The sequence below is a fragment of the Calothrix sp. PCC 7507 genome (genome assembly GCF_000316575.1).
Taxonomy (GTDB): domain Bacteria; phylum Cyanobacteriota; class Cyanobacteriia; order Cyanobacteriales; family Nostocaceae; genus Fortiea.
Map to the genome: position 1 here is coordinate 3,719,652 of NC_019682.1, position 19,773 is coordinate 3,739,424.

Here is a 19,773-nt window from a genome sequence, read left to right on the forward strand (position 1 = left end):
AAATAAAGTACCTGATATCAAGGATCGTGGGTTTCGACTGCGCTCAACCCACGAGATGAGCGTCGAGGGTTGAGCGTAGTCGAAACCCTATCTTGTTCAAATAAATTTTTACTAAATCTTAGATAAAGTTCATTGTTACCAACGCTCAGACAAATTTTCTTCTGAACGCTGAAGCCGAAGCGCCCGTTGCTGTATTTCACCCAAAGTTGGTCAATGGTGCGTAAGTCACTACAGGGAAAATTCTTGATAGATTCGACATCAAGACATTTTTGCTTTTCTCTGTTAGATGCCTTGAGCATGACAGCTAATTCCTCTTGTTATGCATTCACACCCGCAATAATCGCCAATGCAATTGCATACTCCTGCAAATCTTGCCGCAAGGTTTCCAACTCAGCCCGCAATTTCCTTTCCTCAGACCATTCACGTTCATGGTGTTGAGGACTCACGTCAGTCGGACGCTGGGCTTCCCAGGTTTGTAATATGGGATGCCATTTAGCCAGGATGGGGCGCAAACCATTATTCAAAACTGCGATCGCAATTCCCCCAACTGAATCGTGAGATGCACCCACATCAGGGCCAGCCTGCTTGAGAATTTCTCTTGTTGTGCCAAACAAGCTGTATAAAGAATTCAGTGCCTCCCGCAGTAGTCCTTCGCTAGATTCCAAAGGCTGTACTGCAATCCGTGTAACTAGTTCAATATAAAGCGACCATGCAGTCCTCCGTTCTGTGGTATCAGCTTGCCATTCCGCTGAACCGATGCCAAAGGGAAGGCTTACAGATACTTTTTTCAACTTAGCACCGTCGGATTTAGGCATTTTTTTATTAAGTTAAGTTTCTATAATCACTAGTATATTCACTTAAGGGCCGTTCAAAAGCAGAGATGCTGTTTGTAACATCTACATATAAATTGCCGTAGATTCCTGGTCAAAAGTAACTGATACCGTTTCTTTGTGAAGCCACATATATTTACCCCCCGGCTATGCTGTCCCCCCATGCCCAACGCATGAACAAAGAATTTTAAGCAATACTAGTACAAGAAGATTTACACAAAATACAACAATGGGAATTCAAGCGAGTGATACGCCTCTCTTAGAGTGGGCAGGGGATACGTTGGCAATTGGATTATTTGAAGACGCTGTAGAGTTAACTGGGGAACTGGCAACTTTTGATGGCAAGTTGGCTGGTGTGTTGAAAGAACTGATTGCTGAAGAGGAATTTAAGGGTAAAGCCAATAGCACCATCTTCACTAGGGTGGCTGCTGGTAGTCCAGTTAAAAAAGTTATTGTAGTAGGCTTAGGAAAAGCAGAAGCCCTCAAACTAGATACCTTACGACGTGCGGCGGCGGCTGTAGCTAGGGTAGCCAAAAAGCAAAAAAGCAAAATCCTGGGGTTTAGTTTTCCCTTGTGGAATAACGAACCGACAGCCAGCGCTCAAGCGATCGCAGAAGGCATAGAATTGGCGCTATACCAAGATATTCGCTTTAAGTCAGAGCCGGAAGACAAAGGATCACAAATTGAAACCGTAGATTTACTAGGTTTTGCTGGACAAGAAGCCGCGATCGCCCGCGCTAATCAAATTGTTTCCGGGGTAATTTTGGCTCGGCAGTTGGTAGCCGCACCAGCAAATGAAGTGACGCCGATTACCTTAGCAGAAACTGCCCAAGCGATCGCTAAGGAATACGGGTTACAAGTAGAAATCCTGGAACGGGAAGACTGCGAAAAACTGGGTATGGGTGCATTTTTGGGAGTCGCCCAAGCTTCTGATTTGCCACCTAAGTTTATTCATTTAACCTACAAGCCAGATGGTACACCCACTCGCAAACTAGCGATTATTGGTAAAGGCTTAACCTTTGATTCTGGTGGACTGAATATTAAAGGCGCTGGTAGCGGCATCGAAACCATGAAAATTGATATGGGTGGTGCTGCGGCGACTTTAGGTGCTGCCAAAGCGATCGCCCAGATTAAACCAGATGCTGAGGTGCATTTTATCTCAGCAGCGACTGAGAACATGATTAGCGGTAAAGCTATGCATCCAGGAGACATCCTCAAAGCATCCAATGGCAAAACCATAGAAGTCAACAACACCGATGCTGAAGGACGTTTGACCTTGGCAGATGCCTTAGTATTTGCCGACAAATTAGGAGTAGATGCGATCGTGGACTTAGCCACCTTGACTGGGGCTTGCGTTGTCGCCTTGGGTGAAGATATGGCGGGTTTATTTTCTCCCGATGATGCTGTAGCTTCCCAGCTAGAAAAAGCTGCCGCAGGCTCAGGAGAAAAAATCTGGCGGATGCCAATGGAAGAAAAATATTTTGAAGGACTAAAATCTGGACTAGCCGACATGAAGAACACTGGTCCACGTGCCGGTGGCTCAATTACTGCTGCTCTTTTCCTCAAGCAATTCGTGAAAGACACCCCTTGGGCACACTTAGATATTGCCGGGCCAGTGTGGACAGATAAAGAAAATGGCTACAACGGCTCAGGAGCAACCGGCTTCGGTGTGCGGACTCTAGTTAACTGGGTGCTGAGTCCAGTTGAGTAGGGACTGGGAACTGGGGAGATCAGGGAGAATAACTCTTGACCCTTGACAAATGCCCAATGCCCCATAATCTAAAAGTTCCGATTTTTCGGCAAAGCCATCTGGTAAAATTTGTAAGGTTTCTAGAAGCTCTAAGCAATGGGATCGACTTGCGTACGGATCGCAATTGACGCAATGGGAGGGGATCACGCACCCGGTGAAATCGTTGCTGGCGCACTGCGGGCACGGGAAGAATTGGGTGTAAAAGTTTTGTTGGTAGGTGATCCCCAACAAATAGAAGCTGCCCTGCCACAAAAAACCAATTTAGGGCAGCTGGAGATCGTGCCTGCAGAGGATACGATCGCAATGGATGAGGAGCCTTTAACCGCCATCAGGCGTAAACCCAAAGCTTCCATCAACGTGGCAATGGATTTAGTCAAGCAGCAGCAAGCAGATGCAGTATTTTCCGCCGGTCACTCTGGCGCAGCGATGGCATCGGCTTTACTCCGCTTAGGGAGATTACCGGGAATTGACCGCCCGGCAATTGGGGCAGTGTTTCCGACAATTGTCGCCGGTAAGCCAGTGCTGATACTTGATGTCGGCGCGAATGTAGACTGCCGTCCTAAGTTTTTAGAGCAGTTTGCCGTCATGGGATCTGTTTACAGTCAGTATGTGCTGGGTACAAGCGAACCTAAAGTCGGGTTGTTGAATATCGGCGAGGAAGACTCTAAAGGCAATGATGCCGCAGTTCGTGCCAACCAACTGCTACGGGAAAATTCCCAAATTGACTTCATTGGGAATGCCGAAGGGCGTGATGTACTTTCTGGTAACTTTGATGTGATTGTGTGTGATGGCTTCGTGGGCAATGTGTTGTTAAAGTTTGCCGAAGCAGTCGGAGAAGTGATTTTGCAAATTTTGCGGGAAGAATTACCCCAAGGATTGCATGGTCAAATCGGCACAGTGCTTCTAAAACCCAACCTGAAGCGAATTAAGCAACGGATGGATCACGCGGAACATGGCGGTGCTTTGCTGTTAGGCGTAGCCGGGATTTGTTTTATCGGTCATGGTAGCTCACAAGCACCATCGATTTTTAATGCCATCCGCATGGCAAAAGAAGCTGTAGATAACCAAGTCTTGGAACGAATTCAATCGCAATATCAAACCCTACAGCGCGATAGTAGTTAAAAATCAGCCATTTATCATTTGTGAGCCACTGCTCAATTAGAGTTCCCCGACTTGTTAGCAAGTGGCGTCATTTGTCCTTAATTCGTGGCAAATGACAAATGACAAAGGACTAACGACAAAACGCTGATAGCGAGTGAGGGTAGGAGTGCATAATTTAGGTATAGCAATTACAGGAAGTGGTTCGGCATTACCAGCAACTTCCCTAGACAATCAGACGCTGAGTAGACTGGTGGAAACATCAGATGAGTGGATTACCACAAGAACCGGAATTTGTCAAAGACGCTTGGCATCGCCGACTGACTCGTTGAGTATGCTGGCCACGTCTGCCAGCACTCAAGCGATCGCCTCTGCCGGCATCACAGCAGCCGACCTGGATCTGATTATCTTGGCAACCTCTACCCCAGATGACTTATTTGGTAGTGCTTGTAAAATTCAGGCTAATTTGGGAGCCACCAAAGCCGTAGCTTTCGATTTGACAGCTGCCTGTTCGGGCTTCGTGTTTGGACTGGTGACAGCTGCCCAATACATTAGAACAGGCGCCTACCAAAATGTACTGTTGATAGGTGCAGATATCCTCTCTCGTTGGGTAGATTGGCAAGATAGACGCACTTGCGTACTATTCGGCGATGGTGCAGGGGCAGTAGTATTACAGGCGAATGAGAGCGATCGCTTACTAGGATTTTCACTTCATAGTGATGGCACTCAAAATCACTACCTCAATCTTGCCTATCAAGCTTCTGACCAAGAACTGCTCCCAGACATCAACATCGCTCAAGGAACTTACCAACCCATCACAATGAACGGCAAAGAAGTCTACCGCTTTGCTGTGCAACGAGTGCCAGAAGTTATTGATAAAGCTTTATTTAAAGCGAACCTGAGCATTGATCAAATAGATTGGCTACTGTTACATCAAGCCAATCAACGAATTCTTGATGCTGTTGCTCAACGCTTAAATATTCCTCAACACAAAGTTATTAGTAATCTCGCCAATTATGGCAACACCTCCGCCGCTTCCATCCCCATAGCCTTAGATGAAGCAGTACGACAAGGCAAAATTCAACTCAACGATACCATTGTTGCATCCGGCTTTGGTGCCGGTCTCACCTGGGGCGCAGCGATTTTTCAATGGGGAAGATAGGAAACAGTGAACAGTTATCAGTGAACAGTAAACACACTGATAACTGATAACTGATAACTGATAACTGATAACTGATAACTGACAAATGACAAAAACTGCATGGGTGTTCCCCGGACAAGGTTCCCAAGCGCAGGGGATGGGAATTGATTTATTAGATATACCCTCTGCACGGGATAAATTTGCTCAAGCTGAGTCTATTCTCGGCTGGTCTGTCACAGAAATCTGTCAAAGCGATGCTGAACAATTATCACGCACGCTTTACACTCAGCCAAGTCTTTACGTAGTAGAGAGCATTCTGGCTGACATTCTTCGTGAAAGAGGACAAAAACCAGATTTACTTGCTGGTCATAGTTTGGGAGAATACATTGCCCTTTATGTCGCTGGCGTATTTGAGTGGGCTGTAGGGCTACATTTAGTCAAGCGTCGAGCAGAACTTATGGATAGTGCCGCAGGTGGGATGATGGCGGCGTTAATGAATTTTGACCGCGAACAGTTAGAAGCAGTCATTGCTGAAACACCCGATGTGGTTCTAGCAAATGATAACAGTCCGGCTCAAGTAATAATTTCCGGCACAACTGAGGCTGTACAAACAGTCATGTCTCAAGTTAAATCTAAACGTGCTATCCCGTTAAAAGTTTCTGGGGCCTTTCACTCACCCTTAGTTGCAGCTGCAGCAACAGAATTTCAAGAAGTTTTAGAATCTGTGCAATTTCAACCAGCGATCGCTCCAGTATTATCTAATGTAGAGCCAACTCCGTCAGTTGATGCTGAAGTTTTAAAGCAGCGCCTGATTAAACAGATGACCGGTTCAGTCAGGTGGCGAGAAATTTCTTTAGAATTAGCAGCTAACGGCATTGAGCGAGTTGTGGAAATTGGCCCCGGTAACGTGCTAACTGGTTTGATTAAACGCACTGTCCCCGATATCATCTTAGAGAACATCCGTAATGCTGGTGAGTTACCTGTTTAGGGAATAGGCAATAGGCAATAGGCAATAGGCAACTTGTACTGAGCGACTTGTGCCGACTTGTACTGAGCGTAGCCGAAGTAGCGAAGTTGAGGTAAGTCGAAGTATAGGCACTAGTAGTCTGTCAGGGTTGAAATGAGGGACTGTAGTGTGAGCGTCTCGCTCACGCGGGCTTTTCGGCCCGCACTACCAAAAACCCCTCAAAACAAAATTGACAGACTACTAGGTTATTTTCCCAATCAACTGTCATCAGTCATCAGTCAACTGTCCCTAATATGAGCAGAAGCCGCGAACCATTTGCTAGTCTGGCACTCTATTCCGCTTTTAAGTGGTCGGTTGTCAGTCCCATACTTCACACTTACTTCAGGTTGCGGATTTATGGCGCTGAAAATGTTCCTCAATCTGAGCCTTTAGTGGTGGTAAGTAATCATGCTAGTTACTTTGACCCTCTGATTCTCTCTAATTCTGTACGTCGTCCGGTGGCGTATATGGCCAAGGAAGAATTGTTTCGTGTCCCAATTTTGGCACAAGCAATTAAGCTGTATGGTGCTTACCCAGTGAGTAGAGGTACAGGCGATCGCGCTGCCATTCGTTCTGCTCTAGAATGCATTGACAATGGTTGGGCTGTGGGTGTTTTCTTGGAAGGTACTCGTACTCCAGATGCGCGGATTTCAGACCCTAAAAGAGGTGCATTGTTGCTAGCTGCAAAGGCAAAAACACCTATATTGCCGGTAAGCTTGTGGGGTACTGAAGGAATTTTACAACCAGGCTCGGCTATCCCGCGCGCTGTTCCTGTCACCGTGAGGATTGGTAAGTTGATTGATACCCCCAGTTCCACTCGTAAAGAGGAATTGCAAGGGTTGACACTCAAGTGTGCAGCAGTGATTAATGAGATGCATGATTTAGGGCGTTGATTGCCAAAGGCTAAAAAATATGCTTTTAGGAAGTAGCGATCGCCTTTTAATTTCTTTAAGCTTATGTCATTTGTTATTTGTCAAGAGTCAAGGTGAAGGATCATTAGTTATTTCTCCCTCATCTCACTTGTCCCCCATTCCCCAAAATTATTATGAGCGGCTTTGAAGCCAAGAATATTTGGGAGAAATTGAATAATTTGACCTTAGTCCGCTTTTTGCTGTTGGTTGCTTCTGGTTGGGCAATTGTACAGCTTTTAGCTTACTTTGAGGCGGTCATTGTTATTTTTACATTTGCTGCTATTTTGGCTTTTTTACTCAGCTATCCTGTAGATTGGCTAGGGCGTTTCTTACCCCGTGGTATAGCAGTTGTTGTTGTTTTCTTGCTCAGTATTGTGATTCTGGGTGGGTTGATGATTACTGTAGGGTTAGCAGTTTTATCTCAAGGGCAACAATTAATTGATAGTATATCTGTGTTTTTAACTTCCTTAGTACCTTTATTAGAAAGCATTGAAACTTTTCTCCGTAATCGGAATTTACAAATAGATTTAAGTGTAATTGAAGAACAATTACGGAATCAAGCTGTTTCATCTCTAGTAACTAGCTTGGCTATTCTACAACAATTTCTAACAAATTTTGTGACTTTTATATTAATTGCGGTTGTAGCTTTTTTTATGTTACTAGACGGCGAAAAGCTTTGGCAATTGCTGATAAAAATTATCCCAAATCCTCGGCGCGAAAGATTTACAAAGATAATCAGACGCAGCTTTTTAAGCTTTTTCCGTGGTCAGTTATTACTAACATTATTTTTGACAACTTCGACCTTGATTGTTTTTTTATTATTGCAAGTACCTTTTGCTTTAATATTATCTGTGATAGTCGGAATCCTTGATATTATTCCTGGTATAGGAGCAACATTAGGCGTTGGTGTAATTACCTTAGTGGCGTTATCCCAAAATGTTTGGTTAGCCTTAAGAGTGTTAATTGCTTGTATTGTCCTTCAGCAAATACAAGACAATTTAATTGCACCTAGAATTATGCAAGGTGCGCTCAATCTTAATCCTGTAGTAGTATTTTTTGCTTTATTAGTAGGTGCAAGAGTGGCGGGATTACTGGGAGTTTTTATTTCTATTCCAATTGCTGCAGTCATTGTGTCCTTATTTGAAATTGAGGAAATGAAATCAGAAGTTTCGTAAAAAGTCAAGGGTTAATAGCCATCAATTAAAAATAAATCTTAGGAATTCAGCATTCAGGAGGTAGAATCGAGGACTGACTACTAAATTCTGACTAATACCGTTTCTTTGTGAAGCTGCATATAATTCACCCCCCGGCTATCGCCGTCCCCCCTTACCAAGGGGGGACTACAGGGGGGTATTATTATGTGCATCTTCATACAAAATAGGTATAACCTGAATAATTAGGGTTTCAAATTTAATGATGTCCATCTCCTAAGTAGACATTAATGTAAAATTAAATATAGAAGCATAAAAAATAAAGAGTTATGCCGGATTTAAGAGCGGAGTTGATAGCAAATTTGGATGAGTCTGAGTGGGAATGGTTAATTCCCCACGTCAAAAGAGATGCGGTGATTTTGGTGACACCAAAGCTTAACTTATTGGATGTGGGAATAGCGATCGCAGGTGATAAAATTTCAGAAGTTCAACAGTGGATTGATCAGCAATTGCTCGCTAAACCCTCAACAGTACAGTTGGGCGAGTGGAACGCTAATCCCAACAAGCGATTCAGTACCCTCATCATCCAGCCTTACGTTCTCATACAAGAAATCCCCACTACCTCTGAATAATTTCAGATGGGTTTCGGAAAGCATGAATGACTTGATCGAGTTCCTGCGCGATCGCCAACAACTCCATCTCTCGCCAACGCTTACCGACTATCTGCATCCCGATTGGTAAGCCGTTTTGAGTTTGTCCAATTGGAATGACAACAACAGGGTGTCCTGTGAGATTGAATGGAACTACATAAGCACCCGATGCCATTGAATAGGGCACACTGCGATCGTCAACTAGAATAGCTGCACCCCGTTCACGATGTGTGAATGCAGGGGTCATCGCCACAGGGCAAAGCCAAGCATCCCATTGGGCTAACTCTCCATCCATCTGAGCAATAAAGCGATCTCGCTGGGTTAGTGTTTCAAAGTAGCCTTTCAGAGTCGGGTTAAACGAGATCGGCAATCCAATGCCAGCGATATTACCAAGCTTGCGTAAGTCGCGATCGCCTTGAGTGCTGTCACGAAATAGAAAAGCCAGATTCTTACGAATATCACTAGCTGTTAGAGACTGGGCATAGATAAGATTGTAGGCCGCAAGCTTGTAGTAGGATTGCCATGCGGCAGGAAAATCAAAATTTGGCACCCACTGTTCAATGGTTATTCCTGCTTCAGTCAGCTTTGTTGCAACCAATTGCATTGTTGATTTGATATCTGCTGCAACTGGATAGAGAGACCATTCATCCGCCCAAGCAATCCGTCGAGTCCGGAGTGTTTTATCACTTGATCGGTCGAGCAGAATGGGGGGAATGTCAGGTTGAGATGAATCAGCACCAGCGATAATTTGCAGGCAAAGACTTAAATCTTCAATCGAACGAGCCAGACTACCAACTGTGAGCATTTGGCGCATACAGCGAGGTGCTTCTGGAACTTCAGGAATATGCCCGGTTGTCGGCACTCGACGATCCGTTGGCTTGAAGCCATAAATGCCACAGAAATGGGCAGGCTGACGAATTGACCCACCAAAGTCAGAACAGATATCTAGAGGAGAAAGCCCTGCTGCGATTGCCGCCCCACCGCCACTAGAAGTACCACCAGGAGTGTAGTCAAGATTCCAGGGATTGTTAACGCGAGGAAATACATCGTTGAGTCCCTGATAACCACCTGCCAAATCACCTGGATTCGTTTTTCCTAAAATGATCGCTCCCGCAGTACGAAGACGACTGACAACGGTTGCATCGTTTTGGGGGATGTAATCTTTAAGAGACTTAGAACCTGCTGTTGTTCGCAGTCCAGCTGTTTCAAACGTGTCTTTAATTGTAATGGGAACTCCATGTAGGATGCCCCAATTCTCACTATTTGACAACGCTTCATCGGCTTGTTTAGCGCGTTGAAGGACGTACTCTGCGTCTAAGGTACAGATGGCGTTAAGAGTTGAATTATGGTTTGAAATTTGAGTAAGGTAAGCATCCACCACTTCAATAGACGAAACAGTGCGATCGCGGATCATTCGCGCCAGCTGATGGGCACAGGCAAACGTCAGGCTACTCATAGGCGCAAATAGCAAGTTCAAGATAAAGTTAATTATATTCACTTTTAGTTAATTAGATTAACTAAATTATTTATGGGTCGTCCAGTCAAAGAAAAGTCCTTGACACCGCAGGATGTAATTAATGCTGCGATCGCCTGTCTTGATAAAGAGGGGGAAGCTGCTTTGGGTGTGAATCGGGTTGCAAGGGAATTGGGGATTAAGCCTCCCGCGATTTACAAGCATATAGATGGCAATGCAGCCCTACGACGGGCAGTTGCACTCACCATTTGGCAGCAATATATTGAATGGTCTCGTCAACAAACTAATGGCTTGGACGATCCCCACGCATTACTGCGGGCAGGAGGAAGGGCAACACGGGACTTTGCGCGATCGCACCCCAACCGCTATCGAGTTATGACCCAATTTCAACTCAACCTCAACGATCAAGAAACAGCACCCCTAATTCAAGAAGTCTTCAGCTTCCTCAAACGTGTGCTGCAAGTCTACAATCTCAGTGAAACAAAATTAATTGATGCAATGCGAATGGTTAACGCAGCAATTACTGGCTTTATTGCGATCGAACAGGCTGGATTAATGACATTAGAACGTTCTACTGATGCTAGTTATGAGGTGATGATGGACGCGCTAGTAATTGCAATCCAACATATTCAACAAGTTGACTCGTGATATCTAACAACCAAGTTTAGCTGACGCAGACAATCTCTCTAACTCAACCGATCGCTTTTGTACTTTGGCTTCAAAAATTTGTTGTGCTACTGCTACCTTTATCAGTTTTCAAGTTTTACGTACACTTCAGTCTCGGTAACGTCAGCCATTCCTTCTCAGAATGAGATGAAAAATACCCAACGCCGTTAACAGTCATCAGTCATCTTTTCCCGTCATCTGCACCTGTGTAACCAGTCGCTACCCAAAGAATTGCTCTAGCACCATCGCGGACAGATTTTTCAATGGGTTCAGATGGTTTTGCTGAAGGAACTGACACTGCTTTGAACTCAATCCCCCGGCTCCCCAAAACAATCTCACCGATGATAGAAGCACGGCGCATATGAAAGTCTGAAGTAATCAAATAAACACTCTTAATACCGCGAGCTTGCAAATCGTCTACCAAAGTAGTAAAATTTGTTACAGTATCTACCGCTTCATAATCCATATGTAAGCGATGGGGATCAACGCCTGCTTTGGCAAAGACTTTTTGAGTGTACCTAGGTGGACTACCGCCACTAATCCAAATTGGTAAATCTGGGTGCTTACGGGCAAAATCCGCTGTAAACTTTTCTCGTTCCAGATATTTTGTGGAACCACCCAAAACCACCACTGCTTGTGGTTGGACAAATTGGCTTTTCACCTCCTTGTATCCCCACCACACTAACAGTGGTAAAGCAAAAGCCATAATCTGAAAAGATTTGCCTGTAAAAAATAGCTTATTCAAGGCTCTATTACTTCGTCTGCTGGAACTAATTTTTCTCCAAAAAAAGAAAAACAATAATTACGTAGGCTAGCAGAATTAAAAAAAAATTGACCCAAATATTAAACTTGGATATTTTCTTAATTAAACCGCGCTTAACAGCGTTTTACAACTCTGACTATCCAGTTGTTGATGCACCATACTACACTGTATCGGAAGATTCAGCAAAGACTTCTGATACTTTATACATTTAACATTTAATTGTGTTCAAGGGACGGGACTGGTGCGGCTCGAACGCACGACCTAGCGCTTCAGATTTGTGTGAGTTTCCCCACTCTCCGGACTATACCTTCACCATAGGTTTCTAGCCTTTAGGTGGTGGCCGTTATGTTTTAAGAGTTTTTATTTTGTAGAGCATACTTTCATGGACATAAGGGCTAACAAAGGAAAAGAACTTTTTTCCTTCTTGAGTACCCATACGTAAACGGTAACTGCCTTTACTTTTATTTAACCCCCATTTAATCCCCCACACCTCCAAAAAATAAGAAATTACTATTTCATTTTCTTCTTTGGAAATATAAGTATTGAGGGTTATTTCAACAGCATGTATTTTACCGTTTTTTTTCTTGAATGACTTGGAACCATCATCCATGAACCATATAGCTATCCCTTGAGGAGTTAAAAGGTTAAGAAACTTCCTAGTTATAGTTCTAGTTCCTGCCTTATATAGTTTTTTAACTAGAATCCTTGTCAGTGGAATTAGCTTCGGATCTATGCGAATCAGGCTATAGCCTTCTTTTGTATCCCATCGTCGGATATTAACTGATTTTCCTGTTATTTCTTCAAGAAGATATTTTTTAAACAAAATGTACTCTTCTTGCTTAGATGAATGTTGGATAAAGAAGTTTTTCTTACTTCTACCTCCGTCACCTAATAACATTCCAACCAGAATACCTCTTTGCTCTACTTTTGATAAGACATGATAGTCTATCTTTTTTCTCCTTAAAACCAGTCTCTGCACCTTCTCTACTAAAAGTAAAATTGTAGAGCTTGGCTCAAGATTGCCTTATCTGTCATCAGACTTAGGGTTCCTTGAATTTGACCACATTCACTCACAAAGTTTCCTTCATGGTGCCCGATAATTCAGGAGGCGCTCGCTCTATCCATCTGAGCTACAGCCCCAAAAAAGTGCTACTTTAGGATTATAGCAGCTTTAGCGAAACTGCCAAGAATCGTCCCAAGAACCGCCGCCTACTTCTAAACCACAAAGAAAACTTTGTGCCTTCAGGATGATTTGAGATTTTTCTCCATTAAGTTCTCGCAGTTCTAAATTTAGCTTTCCTTGCATGGTATCGCGGCAACAGAAGGTTAAACCGTTCGCTGTGGGCGCACGTAGAGGCGTACCAGGTAGATGCGTAGTTCCTGTCAATTCAACCTCATAATGTAAGTTTCGAGCTAGCATTTGCCATCTGCCCCAGGGCTGAATATGCCACTCAACTTGTGAATTCCAGGGAACAAATTCATAAAATTTGCCTTGATAGTGGAGTCCAATCATCGCCACAGATTCCATCCACCACAGCACACCACGCCGTCCGCCGCCAGCAGTTAATGCCAAGTCTGGTTCACCGGCGAAGTCATTGCAGTTAATCCAAAACCATTTTTGGGGGAAAGCACCGCCCCAATTTTTTTCACTATAGGCTGGGGCATTGGTAAATTCATAGATTTTGCCATTCCAGTCTATCCACCCGCTAGCCAAACCGTGAGCCATTAAAATTTGCCACCCTGGTTCAAAAAGCTGTAAAAACGATAACCAGCCAGCTGTTGACTGCTGAAGGCTACTTTGATTACCCCAGCCATAGACTGGTTTGATTTCATACTGCCAACGGCAATAATTACCAGTAGCAGGATCGCGAATTACTCCTTGATTTAAGGTGGCTGTCGCTTGATAGCCTTCTTGAATATGATGTTCAAACTCTGCTGGTAAGAGGTAGAAGGGTTGAGTATGTAGGTCTGTTTTACCCCAATGACCTAGACCCAAGACATCACGACTACCCCAAAATTTTTGCACATCTGGAAAAGTCCGACACAGATACTCGTCGTTTGGTCCAAGAACTTGGGATGCACCGCCACTATGGGGTTTCCCACCGATGGGATCTTCAATGGAGTACATGAAGGCAAAGGTTTGACCACAGTCAGGTAAGGTAACGCGATAATACCAACCTTCAAAAAAGCGACGGCTACTACCATCCCAATGGTATCCAGCATGGGGTGTTTGGGTTAAGTCTAGGAGATTTCTGGGAATACTAACCATAGAATTCAATGTGTTGCCTATTTCCCAGTATGAGCGATCGCTTCGACATTAATCATGAAACCAAAACAATGGTGAAAGCAAAGGCATTGATTCGGGCGATCGCAACTCATGATGCTTTTGCTCCTGAACAATATTACATTCAGGGAATAGAAACAGCGGGTGTAGCTGCATCGAGGGATGAAAGTCAAAAATTCCATCTCTAATTTGCGCTTCTCCTCGACTGCAATCGCTACAAGGGGTTGAACCGTGCGTGTATACACGAGTCGGAAAATCTCACCAAAACTAGCTTTTATCTAATTTTGTGATATTTTTAACGCTTTCTCATAATATTAACTTGACTTAAAACGTCTAAAACCTTCTTCATACATATATTTTAGCAATTAATCCCCACCCATATTCAAAAATAATGTGTATAATCGGTGACTGAAAATACACGTCCTTACCAGGAACAAGTTTTTATGTCTGATCAATACACATTCAAAGTAATCAATGAAACCGACTTGGCTATTACAGAGCTATGGGTTTCGCTCGATGATGAAGACTGGGCTGAGTTTGAGTTGGGAGAATCAGGTATTCCGTCGGGGGAGACAGTCACAATTGCTTGGGCTGAATACACAAATGATTCGCCCTGTGAATGGTACATCTGTGCTACTTTTGAGGATGAATCAGAATCTGATTCAGCTATCTTCAATTTCTGCGAAGAGCCTGCTTTAGTATTTAGCTAATCGCGAGTTGTAGGCGATCGTTCGAGGTTTTAATTTGGACATTGCCTTGAGAAGCTTTACATTTTGAATCGTTATGAAATCTTCGCTCCCGAACAAATGCAGCGCATTCCGCTCAATGCAAACACCGCTCAGTTGATTTCATCGGTTGCCTATGTTTTCTATCAACTATTCCCAAAAAAAGTCCTCAAAGCGGATTTCTGGATGCGTCTCTCAGCAGCGATCGCGCAAACAAGTTAAGAATTGACATTTTCCCCTACTAACGGCAGCGGTATAGCAGGGATCTTCCCAGCAATTTAAATAAGCAGCTAATCATACCCTGGTAGTGCGATCAATGCTGATGCACAGGCTACCCCAACTCCCTAGATCTCTGATAACTTGAACAAGTAATCGGCGCTTTAGGGTTTTTCATATCTAACTAAAAATTGCCAATGAACAATATCTAAAAAGTGCGATCGCTTTTAAGTTGTGCAGAGATACGAAGGCGATCGCTTGCTTGTTTGATTATTGAAAAAATTTCAGTATCTGTAGGGTGGGCATTGCCCACCGTATCATGGTTTTGGTGGGCAATGCCCAACGCCACTCCTCTCAACGCGGGAAACCCGCGCACGAGGGTGGCTCCCCTACGTGTATTTCAAAAATCAAATCCTATTCCTTTATATTTAATTATATCTATCTACTTAACTTGCAACTAGTCATAGGACCAGACAACAATGAGTACAACTAAAAAAGTGGCGGTAGTCACGGGTGGAAATCGCGGTTTAGGATTTGAAGCCTCCCGCCAATTAGCTAAACAAGGATATCACGTAATTCTCACTAGTCGAGATGAAATTAAAGGCAAAGCCGCTGTTGAGAATTTACAAAAAGAGGGTTTGAGTGTAGAGTTTTATCCTCTTGATGTTACCAGTGATGCCAGTAGCAGACTGTTAGCTGAATTGATTCGTCAAAAGTTTCACAACCTCGATGTTTTAGTAAATAATGCTGGGATATATCTCGATGTTCAAGCAACTAGTAATAAAATTGTCACTGCCAAAATAGAGACTTTGCAAAAAACATTTGAGACAAACGTCTACGGTGTTTTGCGAGTAACTCAAGCCCTAATTCCCCTAATGAAAGAACAAAATTACGGACGTATTGTCAATGTTTCTTCTAGTATGGGACAACTAACTACTATGGAAGGAGGTTCCCCAGGATATCGCATTTCTAAAACAGCTTTGAATGCTCTAACACGCATTTTTGCCAGCGAATTACAAGGCACAAATATTTTAGTTAATGCGGTATGTCCAGGGTGGGTGAGGACTGATATGGGCGGTCCAGAAGCACCACGCACTCCAGAACAAGGAGTTGATACAATTGTGTGGTTGGCAACTCTCCCTGATGGCAGTGCTACTGGTGGATTTTTCCGCGATCGCCAGCCGATTGAATGGTAATCAAATTATTTCTGTTTCCCATCTCTGACTGTGAGGGGAGTAAACCCTCTCGCCAGTGGCTCGATGTCTGTGTAATGATAAGTCTCTAATGGATTGATTAATACACATCTCTACAAGTGATTTAAGGGCGTAGAGCTGATTTCTACGCCCTTATTCAGGATTTCAGGCAACGCAAAATTAATTTTCACTCCCAAGTCTAACTGTCAAAAACGTCCGCAAGCCATCTATTAAGGCTTTGTGGGACTATCTTCATGTATATTTGATAGTGACTTTATGTAAAATTAACCAAAGGTTATTGAAATTTTAACCTAGAAGCTGTTAACTAAATACTAATTCACTTTTTGCTGCAACATTTGAACCTCCCAACAAGCTAAAACTAGCGGGTTTTGGGGGGATTATTTATTTTCATGCGTGATTGGCTCTTCAGTACGCACTGCATCAGTCCGGGGTATACTAATGCATTTACTACTCCGCCCAATAGATGAGCCGTAGTAGAGGTGAATGTCCTCTTTCTATCTAGTTCAAAGCAGTTTTTTCCTCATATTCAGCACTTGACGACAACCTCTAAACCAAGCCAAACTGAGTGCAAAAGTTCCGGTGCATCACAAGCCGGAGTCCTTCAAAATGACAACTCCGCTTACCTGTCGTAATTATATTGATGGTCAATGGCTAAGTGCTGGTGGGGCAAACACCCTAGAAAGCCGTAACCCGGCTTTAGTCACCGAAGTCGTTGCCACTTTTCCTCGTTCTTCAGCCCATGATGTCAATTTAGCAGTAGCTGCTGCCCGCAAAGCCTACCATAGTTGGCGAAAAGTCCCCGCCCCAGCTAGAGCCGAATATGTCTTTCGCGTCGGAGAACTCTTGCTGCAACATAAAGAAGAACTTGCCCAGTTAATGAGTCGGGAAATGGGTAAACCCCTGACTGAGGCTAGAGGAGATGTGCAGGAAGGTATTGACTGTGCCTTTTATAGTGCTGGCGAAGGACGGCGATTATTTGGGCAAACTACACCGTCGGAAATGCCCAACAAATTTGCGATGACGGTGCGGACACCCGTGGGGGTTTGTGCCTTAATCACACCCTGGAATTTTCCCATAGCCATACCTTGTTGGAAAGCGATGCCAGCTTTAGTGTGTGGTAATACAGTCATCCTCAAACCCGCTGAAGATACCCCGGCCTGTGCAACTAAACTGATAGAAATTTTTGCTGCTGCAGGTTTACCACCAGGAGTGATTAACTTGGTGCATGGTGTGGGTGAAGAAGCAGGGAAAGCTTTAGTTGAGCATCCAGAGGTTGATTTGGTGTCTTTTACCGGTTCCTCAGAAACTGGCGCTTTTGTGGGCGCGACTTGCGGACGCACCCACAAGCGTGTCTGTCTGGAAATGGGCGGTAAAAATGCTCAAGTAGTGATGGAAGATGCTGACTTAGAACTGGCATTAGATGGGGCAATTTGGGGAGCTTTTGGGACAACCGGTCAGCGTTGTACAGCCACTAGTCGCTTGATTTTGCATCACGATATTAAAGAAAAATTTACTGCCATGCTTTATGAGCGTACCAGTAAGTTACGCTTGGGTGCGGGGAACGCAGCTGACACAGACATTGGCCCATTAGTCAATGAAGCGCAATTGCAACGGGTGAGCAATTATTTAGATATTGCCCGCGAAGAAGGAGCGGAAGTCTTAATTGGTGGGAAAATTGCCAGTGAGGGTTCACTAAAAAACGGTTACTTTTTTCAACCAACTATCTTAGATGGTGTGACTCCTGATATGCGGGTTGCTCGTGAAGAGATATTTGGCCCAGTGGTGGCATTAATTGAGGTGAGATCATTTGCAGAGGCGATCGCTATCCTCAACAACACAAACTACGGTCTTTCTTCTTCAGTGTACACCCGCGACATCAACCGGGCGTTTACCGCCATACGTGACATCGAAGCCGGTATCACCTACATTAATGGCCCCACCATCGGCGCAGAGGTACATCTACCTTTTGGTGGTGTGAAAAATACTGGTAACGGACACCGGGAAGCCGGAACTACAGCCTTAGATGTGTTTACCGAATGGAAGAGTGTTTATGTTGACTTTTCCGGCAGTTTACAACGCGCCCAAATAGATAATCGCAGTTAAATTCAGTATTGCGTCCGCTCCGGCATTGAAAGGTGAATATTTAATATAGTCACAATCTGCTTAAGTATACAGAGCTACTTCTGAAAACCCCAGCGTTATGCTCAGAGTTTTCTATGTTAGATTTGGCTAAGGAGTTTCCCCAGGGTGACAAGTGGGTTCCTCACAATGAACGCAAGACTAGACCTAAAAAGACACAATGGTGTCGTGCAAGCTGTGGAACAACTGGGATACCGTGTCACAGTTGGTGATGTGGCAACCCAGACAGGATTGAATGTTGCGGAGGCTGGACAAGGCTTGTTAAGCCTCGCATCAGATGCAGGCGGACACTTGCAGGTAGCAGAATCGGGTGATATTGTTTACCTATTTCCACAAAACTTGCGGGCAATTTTACGTAATAAGTATTGGCAGTTACGGTTACAAGAATGGTGGCAGAAGCTTTGGGGTGTTCTGTTTTACCTGATTCGGATTTCCTTTGGAGTTTTCTTAATTATTTCCATCGCTCTAATTACAGTTACGATCATTATGATCATGACTGCTGCTAACTCAGATCGTGATAGCGATAATAGAGGTAGTAATTCTAGTCGTGGTGGCGGGTTTTTCTTCTTCCCAGATTTATTTTGGTACTTTAGTCCAGATTATCGCACTAACCGTCAGCAACGGCGGAGTGAAAGACGGCAAGGGCAAGAAAGCGATCTAAATTTCTTTGAGGCTGTCTTTTCGTTTCTCTTTGGTGATGGCAATCCTAATGACAATTTAGCAGAACGTCGCTGGCAAGAAATTGCCACGGTAATTCGCAATAATCGTGGCGCAGTTGTAGCAGAACAAATTTCTCCTTATCTGGATGATATTGGTGAGGAATATAAAAGAGAATATGAAGATTATATGCTACCAGTACTCATCCGATTTAATGGACAACCAGAGGTAAGTCCTGAAGGACAAATTGTCTATTATTTTCCTGAGTTACAGGTGAGAGCTACCAAAAAACACCGTCAGTCAGTAACAGCATATTTAGAAGAATTCCTTTGGCGTTTTAGTGCCGCGAGTTCTGGACAAGTAATGCTGAGTGCAGGGTTGGGTGTACTCAATTTTGTTGGTGCTTTAGTACTAGGAAGTTTATTGAGAGATGGTACTGTCGCCGCTCAATTAGGCGGACTTGTCGCTTTTGTACAAGGGATTTATTGGCTGCTGTTAGCTTACGGCATTGGTTTTTTAGGTATACCGTTAGCGCGTTATTTCTGGATTCAATGGCGCAATCGCAAAATTATGGCGCGTAACCGCGATCGCCTTGACCGAGCTAGGCTATTGGTAAACCAAGATGCCACTTTACAGCAAAAAATCGCCTACGCCAGTCAGTTTGCTGCGGAAAAAGTGATCGGGAAAGAAGATTTAGTTTACTCTAGCGAAACTGACTTACTCGAACAGGAAGTTGAACGTTCTGCACAAATTGATGCTGAATGGCAACGGCGATTAGATGAGTCTTAAGCAATGGCGTTGGGTAACGCATTGCCCATTGGTGTCAACTTAAGCTGAAATCCCATGAGTGTATGAGTTTTGCCCTCAGCCCTCTTCCCACACTCCCCCCTAACACCTCAATACGATGCGGTTTGAGACTAGATGTTTTTGAGCAGGGGGAGAAAAATTATTGCTCAATAACTCTTTTTCCTCCCCTACCTCCCCTGCTTATCCGAACCGTATTGGGGACACAGTAATATTGCTGTGTGTATTAAAAGATTGTGGATGCAGTTCCCTACTTCAGTCGCAAAAGTTAACCTCATTTTAACTACACTGTTA

Annotated in this window: 20 protein-coding genes and 1 pseudogene; 14 read left to right on the forward strand and 7 right to left on the reverse strand. The window is 44.0% G+C overall.

The features are described 5' to 3' along the window. Positions 1–17: 17 nt before the first annotated feature. Positions 18–302: pseudogene (locus CAL7507_RS15755) on the reverse strand (GUN4 domain-containing protein); the annotation flags it as partial. 15 nt (positions 303–317) lie between these two features. After that, complete coding sequence (locus CAL7507_RS15760) at positions 318–815, reverse strand: hypothetical protein (protein WP_015129472.1); 498 nt, start codon at positions 813–815, stop codon at positions 318–320. 244 nt (positions 816–1,059) lie between these two features. On the opposite strand from CAL7507_RS15760, the gene CAL7507_RS15765 reads away from it, so the two are divergent. From CAL7507_RS15765 to CAL7507_RS15795, 7 genes are all read left to right on the forward strand, one after another. Beyond that, entirely contained in the window at positions 1,060–2,541 is a 1,482-nt protein-coding gene (locus CAL7507_RS15765; RefSeq protein ID WP_015129473.1) for a leucyl aminopeptidase, read from the forward strand. 135 nt (positions 2,542–2,676) lie between these two features. Beyond that, positions 2,677–3,702, forward strand: coding sequence for a phosphate acyltransferase PlsX (plsX, locus tag CAL7507_RS15770; protein WP_015129474.1), 1,026 nt, complete (start codon positions 2,677–2,679; stop codon positions 3,700–3,702). A gap of 145 nt (positions 3,703–3,847) precedes the next feature. After that, positions 3,848–4,840 (forward strand): beta-ketoacyl-ACP synthase III, encoded by a 993-nt coding sequence (locus CAL7507_RS15775; RefSeq protein ID WP_015129475.1) that lies wholly within the window; start codon positions 3,848–3,850, stop codon positions 4,838–4,840. Between the two features lie 85 nt (positions 4,841–4,925). Continuing rightward, complete coding sequence (gene fabD, locus CAL7507_RS15780; protein WP_015129476.1) at positions 4,926–5,807, forward strand: ACP S-malonyltransferase; 882 nt, start codon at positions 4,926–4,928, stop codon at positions 5,805–5,807. 272 nt (positions 5,808–6,079) lie between these two features. Continuing rightward, positions 6,080–6,718 (forward strand): 1-acyl-sn-glycerol-3-phosphate acyltransferase, encoded by a 639-nt coding sequence (locus tag CAL7507_RS15785; protein ID WP_015129477.1) that lies wholly within the window; start codon positions 6,080–6,082, stop codon positions 6,716–6,718. Between the two features lie 152 nt (positions 6,719–6,870). After that, complete coding sequence (locus tag CAL7507_RS15790) at positions 6,871–7,911, forward strand: AI-2E family transporter (RefSeq protein ID WP_015129478.1); 1,041 nt, start codon at positions 6,871–6,873, stop codon at positions 7,909–7,911. A gap of 305 nt (positions 7,912–8,216) precedes the next feature. Beyond that, positions 8,217–8,519, forward strand: coding sequence for a DUF2288 domain-containing protein (locus CAL7507_RS15795; RefSeq protein WP_015129479.1), 303 nt, complete (start codon positions 8,217–8,219; stop codon positions 8,517–8,519). Here the strand turns inward: CAL7507_RS15795 and CAL7507_RS15800 are convergent. Continuing rightward, positions 8,506–9,993, reverse strand: coding sequence for an amidase (locus CAL7507_RS15800; RefSeq protein ID WP_015129480.1), 1,488 nt, complete (start codon positions 9,991–9,993; stop codon positions 8,506–8,508). The genes CAL7507_RS15795 and CAL7507_RS15800 overlap by 14 nt on opposite strands. Before the next feature lie 72 nt (positions 9,994–10,065). On the opposite strand from CAL7507_RS15800, the gene CAL7507_RS15805 reads away from it, so the two are divergent. Continuing rightward, positions 10,066–10,659 (forward strand): TetR/AcrR family transcriptional regulator, encoded by a 594-nt coding sequence (locus CAL7507_RS15805; protein WP_015129481.1) that lies wholly within the window; start codon positions 10,066–10,068, stop codon positions 10,657–10,659. 199 nt (positions 10,660–10,858) lie between these two features. On the opposite strand, the gene CAL7507_RS15810 is transcribed toward CAL7507_RS15805, so the two are convergent. The 3 genes from CAL7507_RS15810 to CAL7507_RS15820 all read right to left on the reverse strand — a co-directional run bounded on the left by CAL7507_RS15810 (position 10,859) and on the right by CAL7507_RS15820 (position 13,709). Further along, on the reverse strand, positions 10,859–11,383 hold the full coding sequence (locus CAL7507_RS15810; RefSeq protein WP_015129482.1) for a YdcF family protein: 525 nt from the start codon (positions 11,381–11,383) through the stop codon (positions 10,859–10,861). 400 nt (positions 11,384–11,783) lie between these two features. Further along, complete coding sequence (locus CAL7507_RS15815; protein ID WP_015129483.1) at positions 11,784–12,419, reverse strand: LAGLIDADG endonuclease; 636 nt, start codon at positions 12,417–12,419, stop codon at positions 11,784–11,786. Positions 12,420–12,611: 192 nt separating this feature from the next. Continuing rightward, a complete protein-coding gene (locus CAL7507_RS15820; protein ID WP_015129484.1) occupies positions 12,612–13,709 on the reverse strand; it encodes a tocopherol cyclase family protein in 1,098 nt (365 codons plus the stop codon). An 8-nt stretch (positions 13,710–13,717) separates the two neighbouring features. On the opposite strand from CAL7507_RS15820, the gene CAL7507_RS15825 reads away from it, so the two are divergent. From CAL7507_RS15825 to CAL7507_RS32375, 3 genes are all read left to right on the forward strand, one after another. Beyond that, positions 13,718–13,912 carry a hypothetical protein gene (locus CAL7507_RS15825; RefSeq protein WP_042341360.1) on the forward strand — a complete coding sequence of 65 codons (195 nt, stop codon included), beginning with the start codon at positions 13,718–13,720 and terminating at the stop codon, positions 13,910–13,912. A 255-nt stretch (positions 13,913–14,167) separates the two neighbouring features. Then, complete coding sequence (locus CAL7507_RS15830) at positions 14,168–14,434, forward strand: hypothetical protein (RefSeq protein ID WP_015129486.1); 267 nt, start codon at positions 14,168–14,170, stop codon at positions 14,432–14,434. 63 nt (positions 14,435–14,497) lie between these two features. Continuing rightward, entirely contained in the window at positions 14,498–14,671 is a 174-nt protein-coding gene (locus CAL7507_RS32375; protein ID WP_160166337.1) for a hypothetical protein, read from the forward strand. 202 nt (positions 14,672–14,873) lie between these two features. Here the strand turns inward: CAL7507_RS32375 and CAL7507_RS32380 are convergent, their stop codons facing one another. Then, positions 14,874–15,041 carry a hypothetical protein gene (locus CAL7507_RS32380; RefSeq protein WP_160166338.1) on the reverse strand — a complete coding sequence of 56 codons (168 nt, stop codon included), beginning with the start codon at positions 15,039–15,041 and terminating at the stop codon, positions 14,874–14,876. A 103-nt stretch (positions 15,042–15,144) separates the two neighbouring features. On the opposite strand from CAL7507_RS32380, the gene CAL7507_RS15835 reads away from it, so the two are divergent. The 3 genes from CAL7507_RS15835 to CAL7507_RS15845 all read left to right on the forward strand — a co-directional run bounded on the left by CAL7507_RS15835 (position 15,145) and on the right by CAL7507_RS15845 (position 19,464). Beyond that, entirely contained in the window at positions 15,145–15,861 is a 717-nt protein-coding gene (locus CAL7507_RS15835; RefSeq protein WP_015129487.1) for an SDR family oxidoreductase, read from the forward strand. A 624-nt stretch (positions 15,862–16,485) separates the two neighbouring features. Continuing rightward, complete coding sequence (locus tag CAL7507_RS15840) at positions 16,486–17,982, forward strand: aldehyde dehydrogenase family protein (protein ID WP_015129488.1); 1,497 nt, start codon at positions 16,486–16,488, stop codon at positions 17,980–17,982. A 165-nt stretch (positions 17,983–18,147) separates the two neighbouring features. After that, the gene (locus CAL7507_RS15845) at positions 18,148–19,464 is read left to right on the forward strand and encodes a hypothetical protein (protein ID WP_042341361.1); all 1,317 of its coding nucleotides are present in this window, start codon (positions 18,148–18,150) and stop codon (positions 19,462–19,464) included. Positions 19,465–19,773: the final 309 nt, after the last annotated feature.

Excerpts from the sequence above, each read along its gene's own strand:
- CAL7507_RS15810 (WP_015129482.1), bottom strand. The coding sequence starts at position 11,383 with ATGGCTTTTGCTTTACCACTGTTAGTGTGGTGGGGATACAAGGAGGTG.
- CAL7507_RS15795 (WP_015129479.1), top strand. The coding sequence starts at position 8,217 with ATGCCGGATTTAAGAGCGGAGTTGATAGCAAATTTGGATGAGTCTGAG.
- CAL7507_RS15830 (WP_015129486.1), top strand. The coding sequence starts at position 14,168 with ATGTCTGATCAATACACATTCAAAGTAATCAATGAAACCGACTTGGCT.
- CAL7507_RS15765 (WP_015129473.1), top strand. The coding sequence starts at position 1,060 with ATGGGAATTCAAGCGAGTGATACGCCTCTCTTAGAGTGGGCAGGGGAT.
- plsX (WP_015129474.1), top strand. The coding sequence starts at position 2,677 with ATGGGATCGACTTGCGTACGGATCGCAATTGACGCAATGGGAGGGGAT.
- CAL7507_RS15820 (WP_015129484.1), bottom strand. The coding sequence starts at position 13,709 with ATGGTTAGTATTCCCAGAAATCTCCTAGACTTAACCCAAACACCCCAT.
- CAL7507_RS15840 (WP_015129488.1), top strand. The coding sequence starts at position 16,486 with ATGACAACTCCGCTTACCTGTCGTAATTATATTGATGGTCAATGGCTA.
- CAL7507_RS15825 (WP_042341360.1), top strand. The coding sequence starts at position 13,718 with ATGTGTTGCCTATTTCCCAGTATGAGCGATCGCTTCGACATTAATCAT.
- CAL7507_RS15790 (WP_015129478.1), top strand. The coding sequence starts at position 6,871 with ATGAGCGGCTTTGAAGCCAAGAATATTTGGGAGAAATTGAATAATTTG.
- CAL7507_RS15835 (WP_015129487.1), top strand. The coding sequence starts at position 15,145 with ATGAGTACAACTAAAAAAGTGGCGGTAGTCACGGGTGGAAATCGCGGT.
- CAL7507_RS15785 (WP_015129477.1), top strand. The coding sequence starts at position 6,080 with ATGAGCAGAAGCCGCGAACCATTTGCTAGTCTGGCACTCTATTCCGCT.
- CAL7507_RS15760 (WP_015129472.1), bottom strand. The coding sequence starts at position 815 with ATGCCTAAATCCGACGGTGCTAAGTTGAAAAAAGTATCTGTAAGCCTT.
- CAL7507_RS15845 (WP_042341361.1), top strand. The coding sequence starts at position 18,148 with ATGAACGCAAGACTAGACCTAAAAAGACACAATGGTGTCGTGCAAGCT.
- CAL7507_RS15805 (WP_015129481.1), top strand. The coding sequence starts at position 10,066 with ATGGGTCGTCCAGTCAAAGAAAAGTCCTTGACACCGCAGGATGTAATT.
- CAL7507_RS15800 (WP_015129480.1), bottom strand. The coding sequence starts at position 9,993 with ATGAGTAGCCTGACGTTTGCCTGTGCCCATCAGCTGGCGCGAATGATC.
- fabD (WP_015129476.1), top strand. The coding sequence starts at position 4,926 with ATGACAAAAACTGCATGGGTGTTCCCCGGACAAGGTTCCCAAGCGCAG.